Annotated in this window: 25 protein-coding genes; 2 read left to right on the top strand and 23 right to left on the bottom strand. The window is 48.3% G+C overall.

The window, feature by feature from the left end:
- Positions 1 to 60 precede the first annotated feature (60 nt).
- The 23 genes from SPM24T3_RS23095 to SPM24T3_RS23200 all read right to left on the bottom strand — a co-directional run bounded on the left by SPM24T3_RS23095 (position 61) and on the right by SPM24T3_RS23200 (position 14,418).
- Positions 61 to 426 carry a DUF3168 domain-containing protein gene (locus SPM24T3_RS23095; protein WP_009639258.1) on the bottom strand — a complete coding sequence of 122 codons (366 nt, stop codon included), beginning with the start codon at positions 424 to 426 and terminating at the stop codon, positions 61 to 63.
- A complete protein-coding gene (locus SPM24T3_RS23100; RefSeq protein WP_009639259.1) occupies positions 423 to 908 on the bottom strand; it encodes an HK97-gp10 family putative phage morphogenesis protein in 486 nt (161 codons plus the stop codon). The genes SPM24T3_RS23095 and SPM24T3_RS23100 overlap by 4 nt, the downstream gene beginning before the upstream one ends.
- On the bottom strand, positions 901 to 1,233 hold the full coding sequence (locus SPM24T3_RS23105) for a phage head closure protein (protein ID WP_009639260.1): 333 nt from the start codon (positions 1,231 to 1,233) through the stop codon (positions 901 to 903). Before SPM24T3_RS23105 ends, SPM24T3_RS23100 begins: the two co-directional genes overlap by 8 nt.
- Before the next feature lies 1 nt (position 1,234).
- Positions 1,235 to 1,426, bottom strand: coding sequence for a hypothetical protein (locus SPM24T3_RS23110; protein ID WP_009639261.1), 192 nt, complete (start codon positions 1,424 to 1,426; stop codon positions 1,235 to 1,237).
- Positions 1,427 to 1,501: 75 nt separating this feature from the next.
- Positions 1,502 to 1,840, bottom strand: coding sequence for a head-tail connector protein (locus SPM24T3_RS23115; protein ID WP_009639262.1), 339 nt, complete (start codon positions 1,838 to 1,840; stop codon positions 1,502 to 1,504).
- Positions 1,840 to 2,712 (bottom strand): hypothetical protein, encoded by an 873-nt coding sequence (locus SPM24T3_RS25235; RefSeq protein WP_009639263.1) that lies wholly within the window; start codon positions 2,710 to 2,712, stop codon positions 1,840 to 1,842. Before SPM24T3_RS25235 ends, SPM24T3_RS23115 begins: the two co-directional genes overlap by 1 nt.
- Positions 2,709 to 4,085, bottom strand: coding sequence for a phage portal protein (locus tag SPM24T3_RS25240; protein WP_009639264.1), 1,377 nt, complete (start codon positions 4,083 to 4,085; stop codon positions 2,709 to 2,711). The genes SPM24T3_RS25235 and SPM24T3_RS25240 overlap by 4 nt, the downstream gene beginning before the upstream one ends.
- A complete protein-coding gene (locus SPM24T3_RS25630) occupies positions 4,078 to 4,242 on the bottom strand; it encodes a hypothetical protein (protein ID WP_157135353.1) in 165 nt (54 codons plus the stop codon). Before SPM24T3_RS25630 ends, SPM24T3_RS25240 begins: the two co-directional genes overlap by 8 nt.
- Positions 4,243 to 4,300: 58 nt before the next feature.
- The gene (locus SPM24T3_RS23130) at positions 4,301 to 6,241 is read right to left on the bottom strand and encodes a phage major capsid protein (RefSeq protein ID WP_009639265.1); all 1,941 of its coding nucleotides are present in this window, start codon (positions 6,239 to 6,241) and stop codon (positions 4,301 to 4,303) included.
- An 87-nt stretch (positions 6,242 to 6,328) separates the two neighbouring features.
- A complete protein-coding gene (locus SPM24T3_RS23135; protein ID WP_009639266.1) occupies positions 6,329 to 7,990 on the bottom strand; it encodes a terminase large subunit in 1,662 nt (553 codons plus the stop codon).
- Positions 7,991 to 7,993: 3 nt separating this feature from the next.
- On the bottom strand, positions 7,994 to 8,494 hold the full coding sequence (locus tag SPM24T3_RS23140) for a terminase small subunit (protein ID WP_009639267.1): 501 nt from the start codon (positions 8,492 to 8,494) through the stop codon (positions 7,994 to 7,996).
- A 159-nt stretch (positions 8,495 to 8,653) separates the two neighbouring features.
- Positions 8,654 to 8,926: an HNH endonuclease gene (locus tag SPM24T3_RS23145; RefSeq protein ID WP_202799604.1), complete on the bottom strand. Its 273-nt coding sequence runs from the start codon at positions 8,924 to 8,926 to the stop codon at positions 8,654 to 8,656.
- 25 nt (positions 8,927 to 8,951) lie between these two features.
- Entirely contained in the window at positions 8,952 to 9,167 is a 216-nt protein-coding gene (locus SPM24T3_RS23150) for a hypothetical protein (RefSeq protein WP_009639269.1), read from the bottom strand.
- An 11-nt stretch (positions 9,168 to 9,178) separates the two neighbouring features.
- Positions 9,179 to 10,099 (bottom strand): glycosyltransferase, encoded by a 921-nt coding sequence (locus SPM24T3_RS23155; protein ID WP_009639270.1) that lies wholly within the window; start codon positions 10,097 to 10,099, stop codon positions 9,179 to 9,181.
- Complete coding sequence (locus SPM24T3_RS23160; protein WP_009639271.1) at positions 10,092 to 10,721, bottom strand: galactosyltransferase-related protein; 630 nt, start codon at positions 10,719 to 10,721, stop codon at positions 10,092 to 10,094. The genes SPM24T3_RS23155 and SPM24T3_RS23160 overlap by 8 nt, the downstream gene beginning before the upstream one ends.
- On the bottom strand, positions 10,718 to 11,260 hold the full coding sequence (locus SPM24T3_RS25635; RefSeq protein ID WP_009639272.1) for a hypothetical protein: 543 nt from the start codon (positions 11,258 to 11,260) through the stop codon (positions 10,718 to 10,720). Before SPM24T3_RS25635 ends, SPM24T3_RS23160 begins: the two co-directional genes overlap by 4 nt.
- Before the next feature lie 153 nt (positions 11,261 to 11,413).
- A complete protein-coding gene (locus SPM24T3_RS23170) occupies positions 11,414 to 11,647 on the bottom strand; it encodes a hypothetical protein (RefSeq protein WP_037379648.1) in 234 nt (77 codons plus the stop codon).
- A 140-nt stretch (positions 11,648 to 11,787) separates the two neighbouring features.
- Positions 11,788 to 12,168, bottom strand: a complete 381-nt coding sequence (locus tag SPM24T3_RS23175) for a hypothetical protein (RefSeq protein WP_009639274.1) — start codon at positions 12,166 to 12,168, stop codon at positions 11,788 to 11,790.
- A 65-nt stretch (positions 12,169 to 12,233) separates the two neighbouring features.
- Positions 12,234 to 12,539, bottom strand: coding sequence for a hypothetical protein (locus SPM24T3_RS23180; protein WP_009639275.1), 306 nt, complete (start codon positions 12,537 to 12,539; stop codon positions 12,234 to 12,236).
- 120 nt (positions 12,540 to 12,659) lie between these two features.
- A complete protein-coding gene (locus tag SPM24T3_RS25640) occupies positions 12,660 to 13,079 on the bottom strand; it encodes a hypothetical protein (RefSeq protein ID WP_009639276.1) in 420 nt (139 codons plus the stop codon).
- Between the two features lie 58 nt (positions 13,080 to 13,137).
- Positions 13,138 to 13,767, bottom strand: coding sequence for a glycoside hydrolase family 19 protein (locus SPM24T3_RS23190; protein WP_009639277.1), 630 nt, complete (start codon positions 13,765 to 13,767; stop codon positions 13,138 to 13,140).
- On the bottom strand, positions 13,764 to 14,051 hold the full coding sequence (locus SPM24T3_RS23195; protein ID WP_009639278.1) for a phage holin family protein: 288 nt from the start codon (positions 14,049 to 14,051) through the stop codon (positions 13,764 to 13,766). The genes SPM24T3_RS23190 and SPM24T3_RS23195 overlap by 4 nt, the downstream gene beginning before the upstream one ends.
- Positions 14,038 to 14,418 (bottom strand): phage holin family protein, encoded by a 381-nt coding sequence (locus SPM24T3_RS23200; RefSeq protein WP_009639279.1) that lies wholly within the window; start codon positions 14,416 to 14,418, stop codon positions 14,038 to 14,040. The genes SPM24T3_RS23195 and SPM24T3_RS23200 overlap by 14 nt, the downstream gene beginning before the upstream one ends.
- A 279-nt stretch (positions 14,419 to 14,697) precedes the next feature.
- Between SPM24T3_RS23200 and SPM24T3_RS23205 the strand changes: the two genes are divergently transcribed.
- A complete protein-coding gene (locus SPM24T3_RS23205; protein WP_009639280.1) occupies positions 14,698 to 15,762 on the top strand; it encodes a nucleoid-associated protein in 1,065 nt (354 codons plus the stop codon).
- Positions 15,749 to 16,848: hypothetical protein (locus SPM24T3_RS23210; RefSeq protein WP_009639281.1), on the top strand; the 1,100-nt coding region annotated here is incomplete at its 3' end. The genes SPM24T3_RS23205 and SPM24T3_RS23210, both read left to right, overlap by 14 nt.

A 16,848-nucleotide genomic window follows, 5' to 3' on the forward strand; every position in this document is an offset into this window, starting at 1 on the left:
ATGGTTTTCTCCGGGCATAAAAAAACCGGCTTTAAGCCGGTGGGTTAATATTTCAGGGTCCTAACGCGTAACTATCCAGTCAACGTCAAAGGAATAGTGGTAGCGTTTTGTCTCCGGGTCGCGATCTTGATTGCCCCATCGTGTGATATAGGCATGGGGTTCAATAGCATCACGTAGTGCTTTTGCGACAGCTAATGCCTGAACTGGCGTGTCCGCATAGACATCAAGCTGAAGAGAAAAGCTGTCTACATCTGGAAGGTTTCCGAGATACATGGCGGGCAATCCGCCGACGTTTTGCCACACCGCATAAGGATAAATAACGTTGTCGGCATTCTCGCCAAACGGATAGAGCCTGACATCATCCTTTCCCAACAACGCATTGACAGCGGGTGAGGCGGCGCAGACAGAATAAATAGGCGCAGTCATGGATTTCCCCCCCGTTTCTGTGCACGGGCAATTGCACGATCAATAGCCTTTTCATACTCGGTAACAAAAGTGGACACAACCCTATCGACTGTCGTGACGATAGCGGGTCGCATAATCGGCTGTGCCGCCATCTTTTCGGTGCCAAATTCAAGCAGTCGCCAATGAGGTGTCGGCGCATTTTTTGCTTTGTCAGGATGATTTTTTAAAACAGCACCATGTAGCACCCCTACACGAAATGATAGATCGCCTGTTCGCTTGAAAACCTTACCATTCCAACGAAGCGCGATGTTGTCCGCTATGCTCCTGCCCGTTTTGGCATCATCTACCCTTTGGGCATTTGTTTTAGCCTGTTGCACGATGACATTCGCCGCTTTACGCAACGCCGCCCTCCCCCCTTTCCTTTTCAGGTCGAGACTAATGGAATCCAGCTTACCCAGTAGGGAATCAATGCCAACAAGTGAAAACTCAATGCCATCAGCCATCGTTAACTCCTTCAGAGCAGGGCAGAGTCATATATTCAAGGCCGCTTACCGGATCCGGCAGCACCCCTTGAATGTTGTATACCTGTCCCCGAAAAATAATCCGGTGCTGATTGGTCACATCACTCCTTTTACGAAGAGTAATGCGGGTCGTCACCTCACTTTGAACGGCTTGCGCGGCAATAAATTCACGAGCTGACAGCGGGACCACATCGGCCCAGAGTTTCTTAACGTCTTCCCAGCCCGGAATGACAGAACCGGTCTCGGGATCGCGAAGGTTAGCTGGTTTTTGCAGCATGATGCGATGGCGTAGTTTTCCGGCCTGCATATCACCCCCTTGGTTTACCGCTAAGGTAGTTAACTTCTAATGCTGCTGATGAAGTGAGGTCAGTGTCTTCCTCTTCATTCAGAGTCTGAACAATGATGGAGACAAGCGCTTCATTTGACTCCGCCAGGCGGTTCATGGCTTTTGTTTGTGCTGCCATCGCCTCCAGCAGCTGGCTTACCTGTTGCTCGTTCATAGGCAATCTTGCTCCACTTTTTAAGCCACTCGCGGCGGCGTTCACAACCTGAACAGGCCATATATTACCTCGTGCTTAGATAATGCTGGGTTGGCGTAAATGGTAAATGTGCATCGTGACCACAAAAGGTAGAATGCCTTGACTCACCTTTTCCTCTTCCTCCGCGTTGCGGTTTCGGTCCAGATACCCCAGCAAAACAAGCACTGCGATTTTCATGCACAACAGCGCTTCCGTACCCTCGATAATTTGACCCGTACTATCAATTAACTGGTCACGGCTTCCCTGGATGTAGGAAAGCAAAATAGCACTCGCCCCCTGAATTTTAAGAGTCAGGTCATTGTCACCGTCATCGTCATCAATGCGTAGATGGTCTTTGGCTTCCTGAAGCGTCACGAGCATAATTGGGTCTGCCATTATTTATCCTTCCCATCACGACCACGTTTGACGGCTAACGTCCACCCTTTCGACCCAAGCTCACCGGGCTTATCCGATGTGTCAATATCACAGTGCCAGAGCGAACCGCCCCAGGTTACCGAGTCGCCGGGTTGATACCCCTCCCCGTGTTTAAACACACCACGGTAAATCAATACCGGTACGGAGAACGTTTTATCAACCATCACGCCATCTGACAGGCACAGCTTAATGCTAAACTCCCGCGGCGCGTTCTGGCTGACGTCAATACTGTGTACACCAGAAACGACGCACTCCCACCCAGATAGGCCCACAGTTTTCTGATAAGCCCGCCATAGGCCGCCCTTGAACAATGCATAGGTGCCACGAGGATATGATTTTTCCTCGTTGATATCGGGCAAGACCTCTAATTGCAGCGCATCTTTGCCGTCGATACCGTCATGAAATTCCGGCAAAGCACCGACAGCGACATTTACCTGCTCCTGTACCATCTTTTGAATGTCGGGCAATTCTGGCGCAACAGGCACCTCAATACGTCCAATCGCGTCGGCCACCATTTTTTCAATATCAGGCAATACTGGCGCAACAGGAAGTTCGATCCGAGAGACCGCGTCCAGCACCATTTTTTCAATATCAGGAAGGTCTGGGGCTATGGGTTCAGGCAGTGTGGATATGGCTTCCGCAACCATGCCGCTGAAATCCGTTGGGGTCGCTTTAGCAATGACATGCAGTTCCTCCCCCATGCTGGCCAGCTTTTCCCCTACCAGCGTCATATGCGCCTGCAAGGCTTTATTGAACTGAATATTCATGTCAGAAATATGCGAGGCAAAGACCTCACCCATATGTTTTATTAGAGATAATTCACGCTCGTTCATGGGTTTATTATTCCTTTAAGCACGCTCTTCAGAATAAAGGCTTCGCTTTCAGACAGGGCCTTACTGCCCGAATCGTCATCGTCTTCTGGCTTCACGGGTTCATTTTGTGTTTCAGGGACTGCCAACGTCGCACTGCTTCCCGTGGCAAACGGATCGTCTTTCGCATCGCGTTTTGCCAGCGCCTCAAGGCTGTAATTTTGCTGCTGAATAAGCGGGGATCCTCCACCAATAACCGGCGGCAGGTTTTCTTTTTTACGGGCCTCATTCGGGGCCAGCCAGCCACCACTTATCGCGTCACTGTGTGATTTGTAACGCGCGCTGGTATCCATTCGCAGAAGAGCATTGAGGTCGAACTCAGTGCAGGTCTTTTTATCAAGATCAAGTCCCTCATCAATCAGCAGTTCAATCGATTCAATAAAAGTCTGGAGACATTGCGAATAATACTGCTGATCGAGTGCTTCAATATTGTTGTAGGTCGGAGGGGTACCGAGTCCAACCTTGTACAATGGAACGTGGAACGTTGAGCAGATGATCTCAGCGGTCAGTTGAAGCTGCTCGACCACCTGTGAATCCGCGGCTGTCATCGCCATGGTGGTATAACCGGCACCATCAGACAGCACCGCCGTGCGCCCCGCATTTTCCCCGGAATAGCCAGCCTCCCAGGCCTCCTTGATTTTTAGGACTGTATCCTGGTCTATCCGTCCAGGAATAGTGATAATCCCGGCGGGTTTCCCGCCATTCTTGAAAAAGTTGGCGTTGCTGTTTTGAATGTAATGTCCATGCATGGCTGACATGCCACAGGCGAAAATCGGTGAAAGCCCGACAAGGGGATGAAACAGGCAGTTGAACCTGTCGTGGATAATCTCCCGAGCCGGAACAATTATCGACTCTGTTAAGCCAGCAATATTATCAGCCATCAGCTGATAGAAAACGGCCCCGTCGTCTGACACCATGGGCTGAACGCGGCCAGGGTCAAGTATTCTCAACTGATTAATCACACCGCTGGCGTCACGAATTTTCAGTACATAGGTATTCCCGCTAATCAGCTTGGACACCACCCAGTTTTCATAAAACTGAATGCGGGTCTGAATGGCGTTGGGTTTATCAAGCAGTGAAGTGATGTCTTTTTTTTCAATGTCCTGCCAGATCCCTGAAGAGCTCTTACCCTTCAGCTGCAAGGGCATCTTGGCAATATCGCCCGAGATAAGCCCAATGCACGAAAAGACCGCATAGTGCGCCAGAACAACGTCTTGGCGTACCTCGATATTCTTTTGCCAGGCCCCCGCAAAGGACTCTCTGATAATGGACATCCAGCCACCACGAGAGGAAGGCAGATCCATCGACTTCTTTTTTCGACGCAACCAGTTAACCATTGCCGGTGTCCTTTTTACTCACGGTTTTTCTGCGTTTACCCTGGTAATATGCTGCATACCCCAGCGTCACCAAAATTACCGCCTCGCGGTCCGGCAGCAGGCGAACACGGCCCACGCCAGAATCATGGGTATGCTTGAGGTATTTAATTTCTTTCATATCTCGCTCATCTCCCAAAAACAGAGGGGCCGGAAGCCCCTCTGTTTAACACATGTTATTACGTCGTCGGGTTGGCGCTGTAGTTAACGCCGGTAATGACCGCCACAGCAGCGGTACGGCGACGCTTCCAGTTAATCCAGCGTTCCGCGCGAATGGCCACGCTGTTGGTTTGGAACATTGACACCATTTCAACACCGGTTGGCACCGTGCTGTCACCCGTTGGATCACTTTCCATCTCAAGCGAGGCTTCACGAGACATGTCCACCGCCACGCCACCGTCATCAGCCAGATAGATGTCCGGCGCATTGACCAGAACCAGCAGACTGCCAACGTACTGAGACACCACCACAGGGAGCCCCTGGAACGTCCCGCCCAGCAGCGACATTTCCGGGTACTCTTTCTGGCCAAGCGCATTTTTCCTCATTGAGAGAGACAGCGCCGTGGTGCTGGACATCAGCCAGACGCCGCCGGTAGGCTGAAGGTTCGCCGTAATGAAGGTGCCAAATGCCGTTGCCGCATCGGTGTCTGGGTCGCCTGAAGACGCAACCCCGACAATGCCATTGGTGATAGAGGCCGGAGAAATGCCCGCCACCTCCGCTTTGCCTGGCGCGACAAAGTCAGTATCCAGACGAGCAATCACCGCTTCAGCCAATGCATTACGCACCAGCGCATCGGCAGCAGGGTTGGAGAAGCGGATAAGTTCGTCGGTCAGCACCGCAATGGCGGCCACTTTGGAGAATCCGAAGGTGATGGACTCAAAATCAAACTTGGTCAGCGGCTTGGCTTTCCCTTGACCGACCCAGTTCGCCGAGCCCCCGGAGGTTTGTGCCGGGATGCGAATGTTAAACGGCACCTGACGAAGTGCAGGGATAGCACCCTGACCGAAGCGACCGATGATGGTTTGCGGTCGAAGGTAATCGACAAAGTCCAGGGCATACTCCTGGTATTCAACCAGGCTGCCTGCCCAGGTCGGATCGGTTGTGGTGCCTGCACCGACGGCCGCTTTCAGGACGTGGTGGAGTTTGGCATCATCGGGATATTGCTTCTTCGCAATTTCCAGTGCTTCCGAGCGGCTGCCACCGGCGGCGGCCAGGGACTTGGCAAAACGGGCAAAGGCGATCCCTTTGTCCAGTTTCTGTTCGACGCGGATGATACCGGGTGCGCGAATACCGACCACGGGCACGTCACCGCCGCCTGCAGATTTAGAAACGGGCGTTGCCGTCTTGGCCTGCGCCGTTTCCATATCATGAAGGCGCACCAGGTGTACATCGACCGATTTCATCTCTGCGGCAGTCTGGTCGTATTGCTCTTCCTCTTCCGCATCCAGCGTGCGGCCATCGTCTGCCGCTTTCGACATAATGGATTCGTTTGCTGCGGCCAGCGCGGCACGTTTGTGTTCAAAGCTTTTAATTTGCTCGGCGATATTCATGCTTTTTCCTTTGATTTCGGTAGATTTTTTTGCTGTAGCGCCAGCGGGGGATCGGGTGTTAACGACCGGCCTCTCGGTGCCTGACGCGGCGTGAGGGCGAAGGTCATAAGATTTCACTGTCTGGATTGAACATTCCGCATTGGCCGGGATGGTGACCGCAGACACTTCCAGCAGGTCCCAACTCAGAAACCGGATACCGGCGTCGTCCAAAAATGAATATTCAATCGGTTTAAAGCCGATGGATAAACCGCGAACCAGGCCTGATTTAATCGATGACCAGGCCTCGTCAAGTCGTGCTGCAAGCTGTGACGGCATATCCGGGGTGGGTTTCACCAACGTGGCAACGATTTCTAACCCATCCTTCACCCGTTTAGGGGTACAGGTGCCAATCGGTTGATTGCTGTCGTGCTGCCAGAGAAAGGGGGTGGCGGCATTAAATATGGCCCCGTCTGGCTCCATAACGTCACCGTAACGATCGGGTGAAGGCGTCGAGGCAATGCCGGTTATAATCCGCCTGTCCTCATCAACGGCCTTTATCGTCATGAGGCTATAAGCGCGCTGCTTTGCCATTTACTGACCTCCTAAAACGAAAAAACCCGCCGAGGCGGGTACATGGGTGAAGCTTTTATTCAAAGGGGTCACTGACTGCCAGGACGCCTAAATAAAATGAATTTGATAATCTTTTTGGGTTGATTCTGGATTGAGCGCCATGAGTGACACGGCGTTAAAAAGCGCCATCAGCGGGTCAATCTTACCGGCACCGCTGACCTGCTTGGTGATCAATATGGCATTACCGCGAGGTTCGACCCTCGCATTGCCAACACACCAGTTCATCATTGGCTGACCGCCGTGGATAAGACCACCTTCAGCGAGCTTCCTTTCCGTGGTTTTAATCGCGCCACCGAGTCGCCAACCCTGGCTAATCCCGACCACCTTTTCCTGATCAATTTCTGCGATGACCAGTTCATCCAGGATGGCACCTATGCCGGAGGGGTCAATGCCGATTTTATCCAGTAAACCTGCATCGCGTATCATGCATACCCACTGAGCAATCTCTTCCGTATCCTGTCCGATATATTCCACTAACGTGAGGTGGCCAGCTGCAGCAAAGTCCATTAGCTTGGATGCCTCGCTTTTACGCCTTTCAAGCACGGATTTGTGTGCCCAGGCATGAGTCCAGGCTAGCCATTCGCGCGTTTCTTTGTCTCGTCCAATGATAGCAGCGCCTAAAAGGTCATCAAGGCCACCACCATCAATGCCCACAGTGACCACCTCGGAACGTCGAAGTATTTCTTCGAACGTGAGGTCCTTTCTTGCCTGAACCTCCCAATAATCCACACCTGCCCAGCGGTCGCTGCGCAAATTCATGCCAATTTCAATATTCAGGTGTTTTGCAAGGAATTGCTGGAACGTGCCGTCAGTCTTGGGCTGGTTTTTCCTTAGCTGATCTTCAAGCCACTCATTACTGACTGAACGGCCAAGGTTTGGGTTGGTGATATAGAAATTTTTAGCCTGGAGGTAATCTTTATTGTCGATCATCTTCTCAGGGAATTCATACAAAATGCCTAACGTTTTCGGGTCATGGATTTTACCATCCCGCACATCTCGCCAATATTGAAGCTTCTGTTTGAAGATACCGGCGGGAGGCTGGTCACTCTGGGTTGTCAGATAAATAACCCAACCTTCGTCGCGGGACGCCTGACCGCCCAATGCTTCCATAAACATCGCTTCAGCATTCTGGCGCTTACCAAAGAGCCAAAGCTCATCGACCAGTACGCGCCCTGATTTCTTACCCGATACCGTGTCCGTATCAGCAGCCACAACTTTCAGCGTACTGCGCGTTACGCGGTGCGTAATCGTTCTGATATGGTCCTGAATCTGGAACATATCCATTAATTCTTCGTCAGCGCGGATCATGCCGGCAGCCGGTTTAAAACTGTTGTCGGCGACTTCCTTGGTCGGTGCAAGGATTAAGTGCTCCTCATCTTCCCGCCAGCAAATTATCAGCGCCGTGAGCATGATCCCCGCTGCTATGGTTGATTTTGTATTCTTTTTGGATATCAGCAATCCATATTCACGGATCAGCTGCTTCCCCGTCTCGGCGTCATATCCTCCGAAAATAGCATTCACGAAATCAAATACAAATTGGTCGGTACACTCACCAAAGGTGGGTTTCCCTGGCAGGTCGGAAACACGGAGTTCTTTGAATATAGAGAGCGCATGTGCAGCAGTTTCTTTAAATATGGGCTCGGGAATGATTGACTGCCGATTTACCAGCCGTTTTTCCCAATCCAGACAGGCAGTCGTCCAGCTCACCATGCCTTACCCCTTGTTATTAACAATAAGCTTGGGCGCGGCCATTGCCCCGAATTTGCTGGCCGCCACTTTCGCCGCTGCGTTTTGGGCAACCTTCTTCCCACCCTCACCTTTTTTCGGGTGAACATAGGGGAGCATTGCTTTGGCGGCGTCGCGTCTCTCTGGTTCATCAGGTTCGATGCCATTCATAACAGCATTTAGATAATCCATCGGGTCATTATATTTTCTGCTTTCCTCACCGTTAATGGGGGGCATATCCGATGAAATGTTTACCGCTGGGGTGTTAACAGGGGTATTAACAATTTGGCGATATACAGGGACGTCATCGACTTCAATTTTTTCATTCTTTTTGCGCTCAATAAAAGCGATGACTTCCGGGTCCTTTGAAAGCTGCGAACCCTTGGAGCGCGCGGAGTTCTCAGAATATCCTGCTTCAATAGCCGCATCTTTTTTTGACCTGCCGGACATCAGCGCCAGAGCAAATTTTCGCTTCTGGGCTGTTAACATGTTAATACCCTCCAAACGGGATTTTTTCTGCGCGTGAGAGGGGGCGAGGTTTCGTAGCCAAGGCCCTCGAAAACTTTTTCACACCCCCCACCCCGACGATGCAAATGAGAATCAATATCAAACATTAAAACAAAGAACAGATTCAAACGAGAACACATATCATTTAGATTGGTTCATGTCGTTTCGCGTCTTCTTGTGGTGACAGCCTTCCGGTCCGTTGCAAAGTATCTGACAGTTACCGTCCACATCTTCGCCACCTAAATAGAGGGGCACGGTGTGGTCCAGGTCAAAACCGTGCGGATATTCAGTCACTCTACCGCACACTACACAGCGCGGATTACGTTGCCATAAACGCAGGCGGCGCTGCTGTAGTTTGTAACCCGTGATACGGATATCAGCTACCACCATTGGCTTGACGATGCGTACATCCATTGTCTGTACTCTGGGCTGCAAGGTCTTAAGCTTCCCCATCATCATCGTCCAGGTTGATAATGATGGGGTTTTCTGCCTGTTGTTCTTTGAGATAGAACTTAGCATTGAGAACCGGAAGCTGATTGGGTTCACTGATTATCTCAGTGCTAATCAACTCGCATAGCCATTCACCCTCAACGGCAATGCCGTACCCAAAGAAAATAGATCCGCGATACAACTTGGCTAACTGAATATGTTTCATGCTTACCTCATCTATGAAAAGGATTCTATTACCTGCCGTCTTATCTCGTTCGCATCATTCAGGTGGTAGTTGAGGCGGACATGTTCGGCTAACCTTTCGCCTGCATCTTCAGCGAGATTGGGGTTGTCTTTGAGCCTTCTCATCTGCTCAACCCATTCCGCGCGACTGGCAGCGTAGAACACCATGCCCTTATCAACGTGGTTTAAGTAAGGGCTAACGGATGATGTGATGATGGGGATCCCTTTAGCACCCGCTTCCAGTATTTTTAGGTTGGATTTACACCCATTGAACATACTGTCTATCAACGGGGCCAATGCCACGCGATGCGTGTCATAGACGCTCATGTATTGCGTATTAGGTTTCTCTTCAATGACCTCAGCGCCCGGCGACCCTTCTTTAACCCTCACCCATTCGCTGTCATGCGGGTTATATCCTGCAATCGTAATATCGGCATAAAGACCTGAAAGTATCTTCAGGTCGTGTCGATGGCTTGCTCCACCTGCCCAGACAAAATATCTACCGGACGTTTTTTCAGGACTGCGACAAAACTGGTCGGAGTCAAAGGGAAGAGCATTCGGGATAACCACAACACGACGGTTGTATTCACGCACTCGCGATGCGAGGTAAGGTGTCGTTACCGTGACAACATCAGCGACACTTATCGCGTCAATAATACGCTGAGTCATCCCACTTCTTCTGAAGCTGTCAGCCAGGTAATGAGCGGGATCAAGGTGCCAATAGTCATCAACGTCACAGATGATTTTCACACCGAGCTTTTTGAGTTGCTGCAAATTTGATCTGCTCGCAGAGGGTATCCGGTTGAAAACATAAACTGGAACTTTCGGCTGAATATTGGCGTACTTAAACGGTAAGACGACTCGATGGTAGTCGCAGGATGGATTCGGTCTTATTTCCAGCATCAGGTTACTCATACGGGTAATAGACCTCATTTCCATTTATCTCTTCCAGCCAGACTGGCCGGTTCATCTCGATATATGCCAGTTTGTCGGCATGTTCGATATTAGGCACAGGGCATTCCCCGCAAACATCTTCTGAATGGATATAAAGCAGACCACGAAGAGGGAAAGACCAGGCATCACAACCCGTCAATTTTGCCTTCTTTGCGCGTATTGAACGGCCAGCGTCTTCGTATCCATAACGATGATAGGCTGTGTTATATCCACCAATGGTTCTCATTGCATGGGCATCCTGATAAACAAAACATCCCAGTGCGCTGTCCCAGTGGGTGATTTCACAAAACGCACCTAAAAACGTCCCTTTCACCCCCTCAGGTAAGGCCATGTAGTGGATGTCGTGATTGATGGCGCAGTCAATGAAGTATTTTTCCCAGCCTTTGGCCGTTGGATAGCAATCATCATCAAAGATAAAAACATGGTCATAACCTGAAAAATGCTTCAATACTTCATTTCTTGCTGCGCCAGGCCCCTTTTTGTCTTTGTCCGTATAAATGAATACTTCACACGCGGTATTGGCAAACATCTTGGGATTAATTGTTCTCATCCCCATCGTGATCACACCTACACCGATTTTCATTTAAGATGCTCCAAATAATTACAGGGGTCAGGCTTGTTAAAACGATAGAGGTGAAACAGATAAATTCCCTTGGCAATAGCCAGTTTGCCGCCACGAGCACGAACAGCGCTGCAAAACTGTTTATCAAAGTAGATAGAACGCGGCGTAAACTTGACCGTTTCCCACAGTGATACGCGAAACAACATGAGCATACCTGCCACCACATTGGGTGCGGGTAGCTCAACCAATTCCCCGTAGCGGGCCCGCTCAAGCTCTTCAGCAATCTGCATATGTATCCTGATGTCCGGCTCATCGCTGAGTTGTCCACCGTGTGTTTGATGAGGTGAACGTAACCGGTTAGTCATGCAACCAATGACATCAAATTCAGGGTCAGCACTCGCAATGTCCACCAGCTGCTGTTGTTGCCTGGGGGTCAGGAACATAGTATCTGCGTCACGAATGCATACCCACGCATCTACAGGTAACAAGGAAATGGAATCGTTAATGCCGCCACCAATATTCCCAGATTGAAAAGGTGTTAAGTGAAAGATTTTTGTCATTGAAGCTTCACTATCATTAGAGACGGCTGCCGATCGCCACCGGCATGGCAACAGGCTTGTGTCTGCAAGACTCTCTGGTCGGGCATGATGTGCAGGTTTGCTCAATAAAAAGGCCGCCGATTGGCGACCTCTTGAAGTTGAGTTAATCGTTTATCAAACCAATTTTTTAGCCAGCTCGATCAGGTCGTCAATATAGGCATGGGCCTGAGATCCAGCTGCTGCTACCAGCTCTTTCAGTTTCGCCAGTACCGCATCTGTTTCGGTGATTTCTGGTTCTGCTGCCACTTCAGCTACTGGAGCAGCGTTGTCTACTGCCATTTGACCTTCTGCTGCTGCATTTTCAGTTACTAGCTGTTCTACTGCGGTGTCTACTAATGGTTCCGACATGGTAACTCCTAATGTTATGGGTTCAGCCACTGTGGCTGGGGTGTAATAAAGACCTTTCAGCCATGCAAAAAAATGCTTAATCATTTCTGTCTGGCCTCTTCGATTTGGATAGGCCTGCTCGTAAACAGGCCTTGTAATGATTATTTGACTGTTTCAATCGTTGAACCGTGAGAATTCATCACGTAAACGTAGTCGCCGGGATAAATGAATTGATACTGCGTGCCTTCCGGATATGGGTGGCGTTCGGACTTGCAGGTGAAATCATCAATAATAATTGCGATTGCATCAGTATCTAGAACGTCATCACGCTCACTGATAATCAACTCCTCATCCTGCAACGTCTTGGCTGCTGCTGCATCTTCATATACGGCTGGCACAAAGAATGCGAAGTCTGGGTTTGAGGTGTTATTAGTCAACTCCAGCACTCGCTTAAAAGCATCGCTCCCTGCGCGAGCAATCGTAATTTTCTCAACTTCAGAAATGTGAGTAACGCCATCAATAATCGTTTTAACTGTAAACATGGGTGTTTCCTTCTTCTTCTGGGTGTAAAAAAGCCCCGCTATTGCGAGGCTCTGGAATGCTCTATCTAGCGGATGCCGTCAAGCTGGCTGAGGGTTTTCCCAACCAAGCCCTTAATAGAATCTTCACGCATTGTTAAAATACCTGGTTTGATTTCTCTCAAAACCACCTGAACACTCACTGTCCCATCTGCAGATTCTGTTTTCTTCTGCAGTACGAGTTCAAGCTTTGAACCAACATTCGGCACCTCACCGTCAAACCACTGACCTACAGTCTGCTTATCTCCAGATAACTCCAGAAGGGAAAACTCTTCCGGACTGAAAATGCTAATACCGAGGTCTTTACCAGCGAGGTTGTCTTTTTCATGGTTCATAGTTATTTACCTTGTTGATTGGTTTCAATTTGGCGGATGCCATCTAATTGGCTATTGCAGTTCTGCAAGTCGGTTAGCAGTAACTCATTCCACAGCACGCTTGCACCGTAAGTTAACGGGTCACTTGGTGGCGGGGACGGCAGGCAATCCACCAGCAGGCTGGCCGGTATTGGTGTTACCGGCACTTTTACGTATTGCGTTGTAGTGCTCGAGCAACCGGTCAGCTGCGCTAGCAGGCACAGCAACAACAGCGCAAGTATCGTTCGCAAGAGCGTTTTTGATGTCAGCCTGGGTTGCCTGTGAGTCCAATGTGTTCGCATGCTGCGCATTCAGAGTTGCCCCCGCGATAGTGTTGAATATGCCGACGCTCAGCGCCTGAGATTGGGTGATGAATTCGGCTTCTTTCTTTTGCTGTACTGCGGTCGTGAGTTGGTCGGCAGTTGATACCGATTTTCCGTAATAATGGAAAGCAGCCCACATTAGAAGAGCAATCATTAGCATGATGACAGCGGTCAAGATGATGGCGGTTTTGTTTATCATGATAAGAACAGTAACCCTTCATCATAGCTGTGAAAAAGATGCTCCCACTAGTGGACCATCAGATACATAAAACCTTTTTGGCGACCGCATAACGCGCCTGCCGATCAGCCAGACCGTTATCACCGCCGTTAATGCGCTTGGTCAGCCCCACAATGTCGCCGGAGTCGGCAAAGTTGTTGCAGCTATTGGCCTTCCAAAACCAGCCCGCCGACCGCGCCGCGTATTCGTCCTGAAGCAGTAGGTCAGGATTGCTGATCAGGTCGATGTGCAGCGCGCGGCCACAGGCTAGATAATTATCGAGGAACGTGATTTGCTTCAGTCCACGCCCACGGAATTTATAACCATCACCCGCCGCTTTGTTACCGTATCGACCGGCATACACCAGATTTGCAATGGCGCGCTGGCGCTCTACTGGTAAAGATCCTTCCCCATTTCGACGCCCGAGCTGTTCCCGCTGTGATGCAGTAAGCCTGTTTCCGAAGATAGCCAGACCAGCAATCGAATAGTTGAACGACTCGGACAACGTTTTAAAGCCGCCTGATTCCGTGCCAACCTGCGCAATGAATGCCGCCTGGCGCGCTGGCGTAGAAATATCGAATTCAGCCATCGTGGACACCACATGCGGATACCAGCGCGCGGCTAAGTCGGCGCTTAGTGAAGCCGCCCGGGTAAATTGGTCTTTTGTCATTGCGGATGTCTCAGGATTTTAATGATTTTCGCCACGTTCCCGCGTGCGGCGAATATCGCAATGCAGATAACGAGGTTCAGTAAGAGGATGGCCCAGCGCGTGCCGTCGTAATGGTCGAACAGGAAACGCAGCGGGACATGGACATAAATCAGGATCAGAAGGTAGGCTAGCCACGACGCCCAGCGGCGATGTGTGGCCCCATTCTTTCGAAAGAAGCTCAGCCGGATAACCACCAACGTACATACCACTACGTTAAGAATTACCAGCGGGTCATTTATTACCACCTTGCCCCCTCCACCGATCAATCAGTGACGTTGGGTTCTTTGCCCGGTTACTGGCGAACGTAAGCAGTTGCACTGCCAGTGCGGAGGTAATCACCGCGCCCAGCGCGTCCAATGGTTTATCAGGATAACTCAGCCAGGCGGCCAATTTAGCGCCCACTACACCAGCACCCAGTAGTCCACACATGAATGACACACCAAAATAGGAAATGCGACGCCATGCGGACAGGTCTGCGGCGGATGTGACATAGAAGACTGCGCCAGCAAAAGCACCGAAGACTACACCGTAATCCAGCCCTGTGAACCAGCCGAACAGACCCACCGTGGCGAGCGCCGTTGAAGCCGCAGTAGCTGATACCGGCTCGGACATTGATAAACCCCTTATCGCTGTAGGTGTCCTCACAACCGAATTGAGGGCATAAAAAAAGCCGCCTAAGCGACCTTTAAACGAAAAAAACCCCGCCGAAGCGAGGTCTTTAAAGTGTGTAAGCTACGTGACTAAGTAACCACTCTTAACAGATTACAATGTTTTTTGCGGACCGCACTAATGCTTTATTTAGTATCTGAGTGTAAATTAGTAAGAGTGTCGGAAAACATAAAAATAACAAATTGAAATTATTAGCCTATTAACTATTAAACGGACTTAAACATGAGCACACAAGCACCTCTACAAGCTAAAGAAAAATCGCCTAATACAATAATCTCTGTCGTTGTACACGATTTAGTCAAAAATGATGGTGTATTCATTGTTGATCCGCGTGACGAGCAACTGAATGTAACCAATACAGTCCAGAGACTTGTTGATAAGCTTTCTGATACCTATGCAAAAAGAGCTGGGAAATCACATGGTAGATTTGAAGATGATGAGGAAAACTTTCCAGTTAAAAAATACGTTAGAGAGCATTTTGTAACTCGAGAAACTAATTTCTATGAATTATCCGTTCTAATGATGAACACCCTAGCTGTTAAGGCTTCAAAAACCGCAGCGACGGGTGGTCATGTTTTTATCTGCCACATTAATCGTGATGAAAAAGAATTTTTATATGTTGCCATATTAACTGAAGAATTGGGTGCAGCTCTGACCGCAGATAAAGATGTAAAAGATAGCTTATATCTTGACATTAATGGATTTAGACTTGCTGGTCGTGTTGATATAACTAGCTGGACCGATGGTTCTGAAAGATATTTGAGTTTTATTAAAGGGCGAAAACAAGATAAGGTTTCTGAATATTTTAAAGCATTTCTGGGATGTAATAGTAACATCGTAGCAGCGACAGAAAGTAATACTTTAATCGCAGCTCTTGAAAGTTTTGTAACATCAAAAGCGTTTACTGAAGAAGAACGTGATGCATTCTTCACTAAAGCTCATATGATTTGCTATGATTTAGCCAACAAAGATGAACCTTTACATATTGAGCCATTCGCTAATGAACTATGGCCTAATGAACCTCTTGAACTAGTTGAGCTATTGTCATCTCCTGAGATCAAACTTACGGAGGGTTTTGTACCTGATAAGCGTGTCCTGCGTCGCTTAGTTAAATTTACTGGTAAAACAAAACAGTGGAAGATTGAGTTTACTAGAACAGCTATTCAAGAGGGGCAAATTGTTTTCAATGAAGATGAAACCCTAACAATCAAAGGATTACCTCCAGAATTATTGGTGAGATTGAGAAAAGAAGTACAACCTGAATCTGATATCGATGAGCAGAGTTAAATTTTCCGACCTTGAAAAAATCTACCGTTGTGTACGATTCGAGCATGATGGTAGAAGTGGCAGTCTTACACTATCTGATAAAGAGATGGTGGATTTAGTCACGAATCTCATATCAGACGATAATGCTGAAGATTCCGGGTTGAGCTTAAAAAACGTACAACCAGGAGATCTGCACGAAGGAAAGATAATAGATTTATTTATCGAAAAGCCAAGAACTGGATTAGGTATCCTTGCCTTAAATTTTGATGCTCTCTTGAAAAACACTGGCTGTTGTTTTGAAGAGAAAAACAACTTTCATTTAATTGAAGAAAATTTCCACAGTAAAAGCCTGATAATTCCGCCAAGCATTGTCAAATATAGAACATTACTTTCTTTTATTAAAATATTAAAAGAAGCCTCTGCATACTTTGACAAAGATAAAGGCGAGTTTGTTTTCATCGACTCAGGCAGATTTTCACTCCCTGTAAAATACTTGAGCGAAGATATTGAAAATGCTCAAACAGTGTTTTTAGATAAGATTAAATCTTCCCTTGAAGATGGAATGCATCTGGAACAAAAGTTAGCAATTCTCGGTAAGTCGGTTGTCAATCTTGTTAAAAACACTTCTCCAGATAATAGATTTGAATATTTACTAGCCAATTTAGAATCGCTCCAAAATAGCTTTTCCGATGGATATAATATTTTTGTCTCAGATTTTTCATATGAAAAGATCCGTGATCAACTTGAAGCTGCGAAAGTTGAGTACACAGGAAAGATTCATAAAGCAATTACTGATATTCAAAATCAAATACTTGGTATACCTGTAGCAACAGTGATAGTGGCTACTCAAATGAAAAAATCAACAGATTTTGGTTATGAATTTTGGGTGAATGTTGCAGTATTAATAGGTTGCTGGATTTTCTCTCTTCTTGTTGGCCTTATGGTATGGAATCAAAAACATACTTTAGAAACACTCAGTGATGAGATAGAAAGACAAGATGAGAAAATGAAAAAAGAATACAAAGGCATAGCAAGTAACTTCCAAAAAATTTTTTCTGCATTAACAAAAAGGATTAAATGGCAGAAAAAAATATTATGGATTGTATT

Origin of the sequence: Serratia sp. M24T3, from assembly GCF_000257645.1 — a bacterium.
Classification (GTDB): Bacteria; Pseudomonadota; Gammaproteobacteria; order Enterobacterales; family Enterobacteriaceae; genus Rouxiella.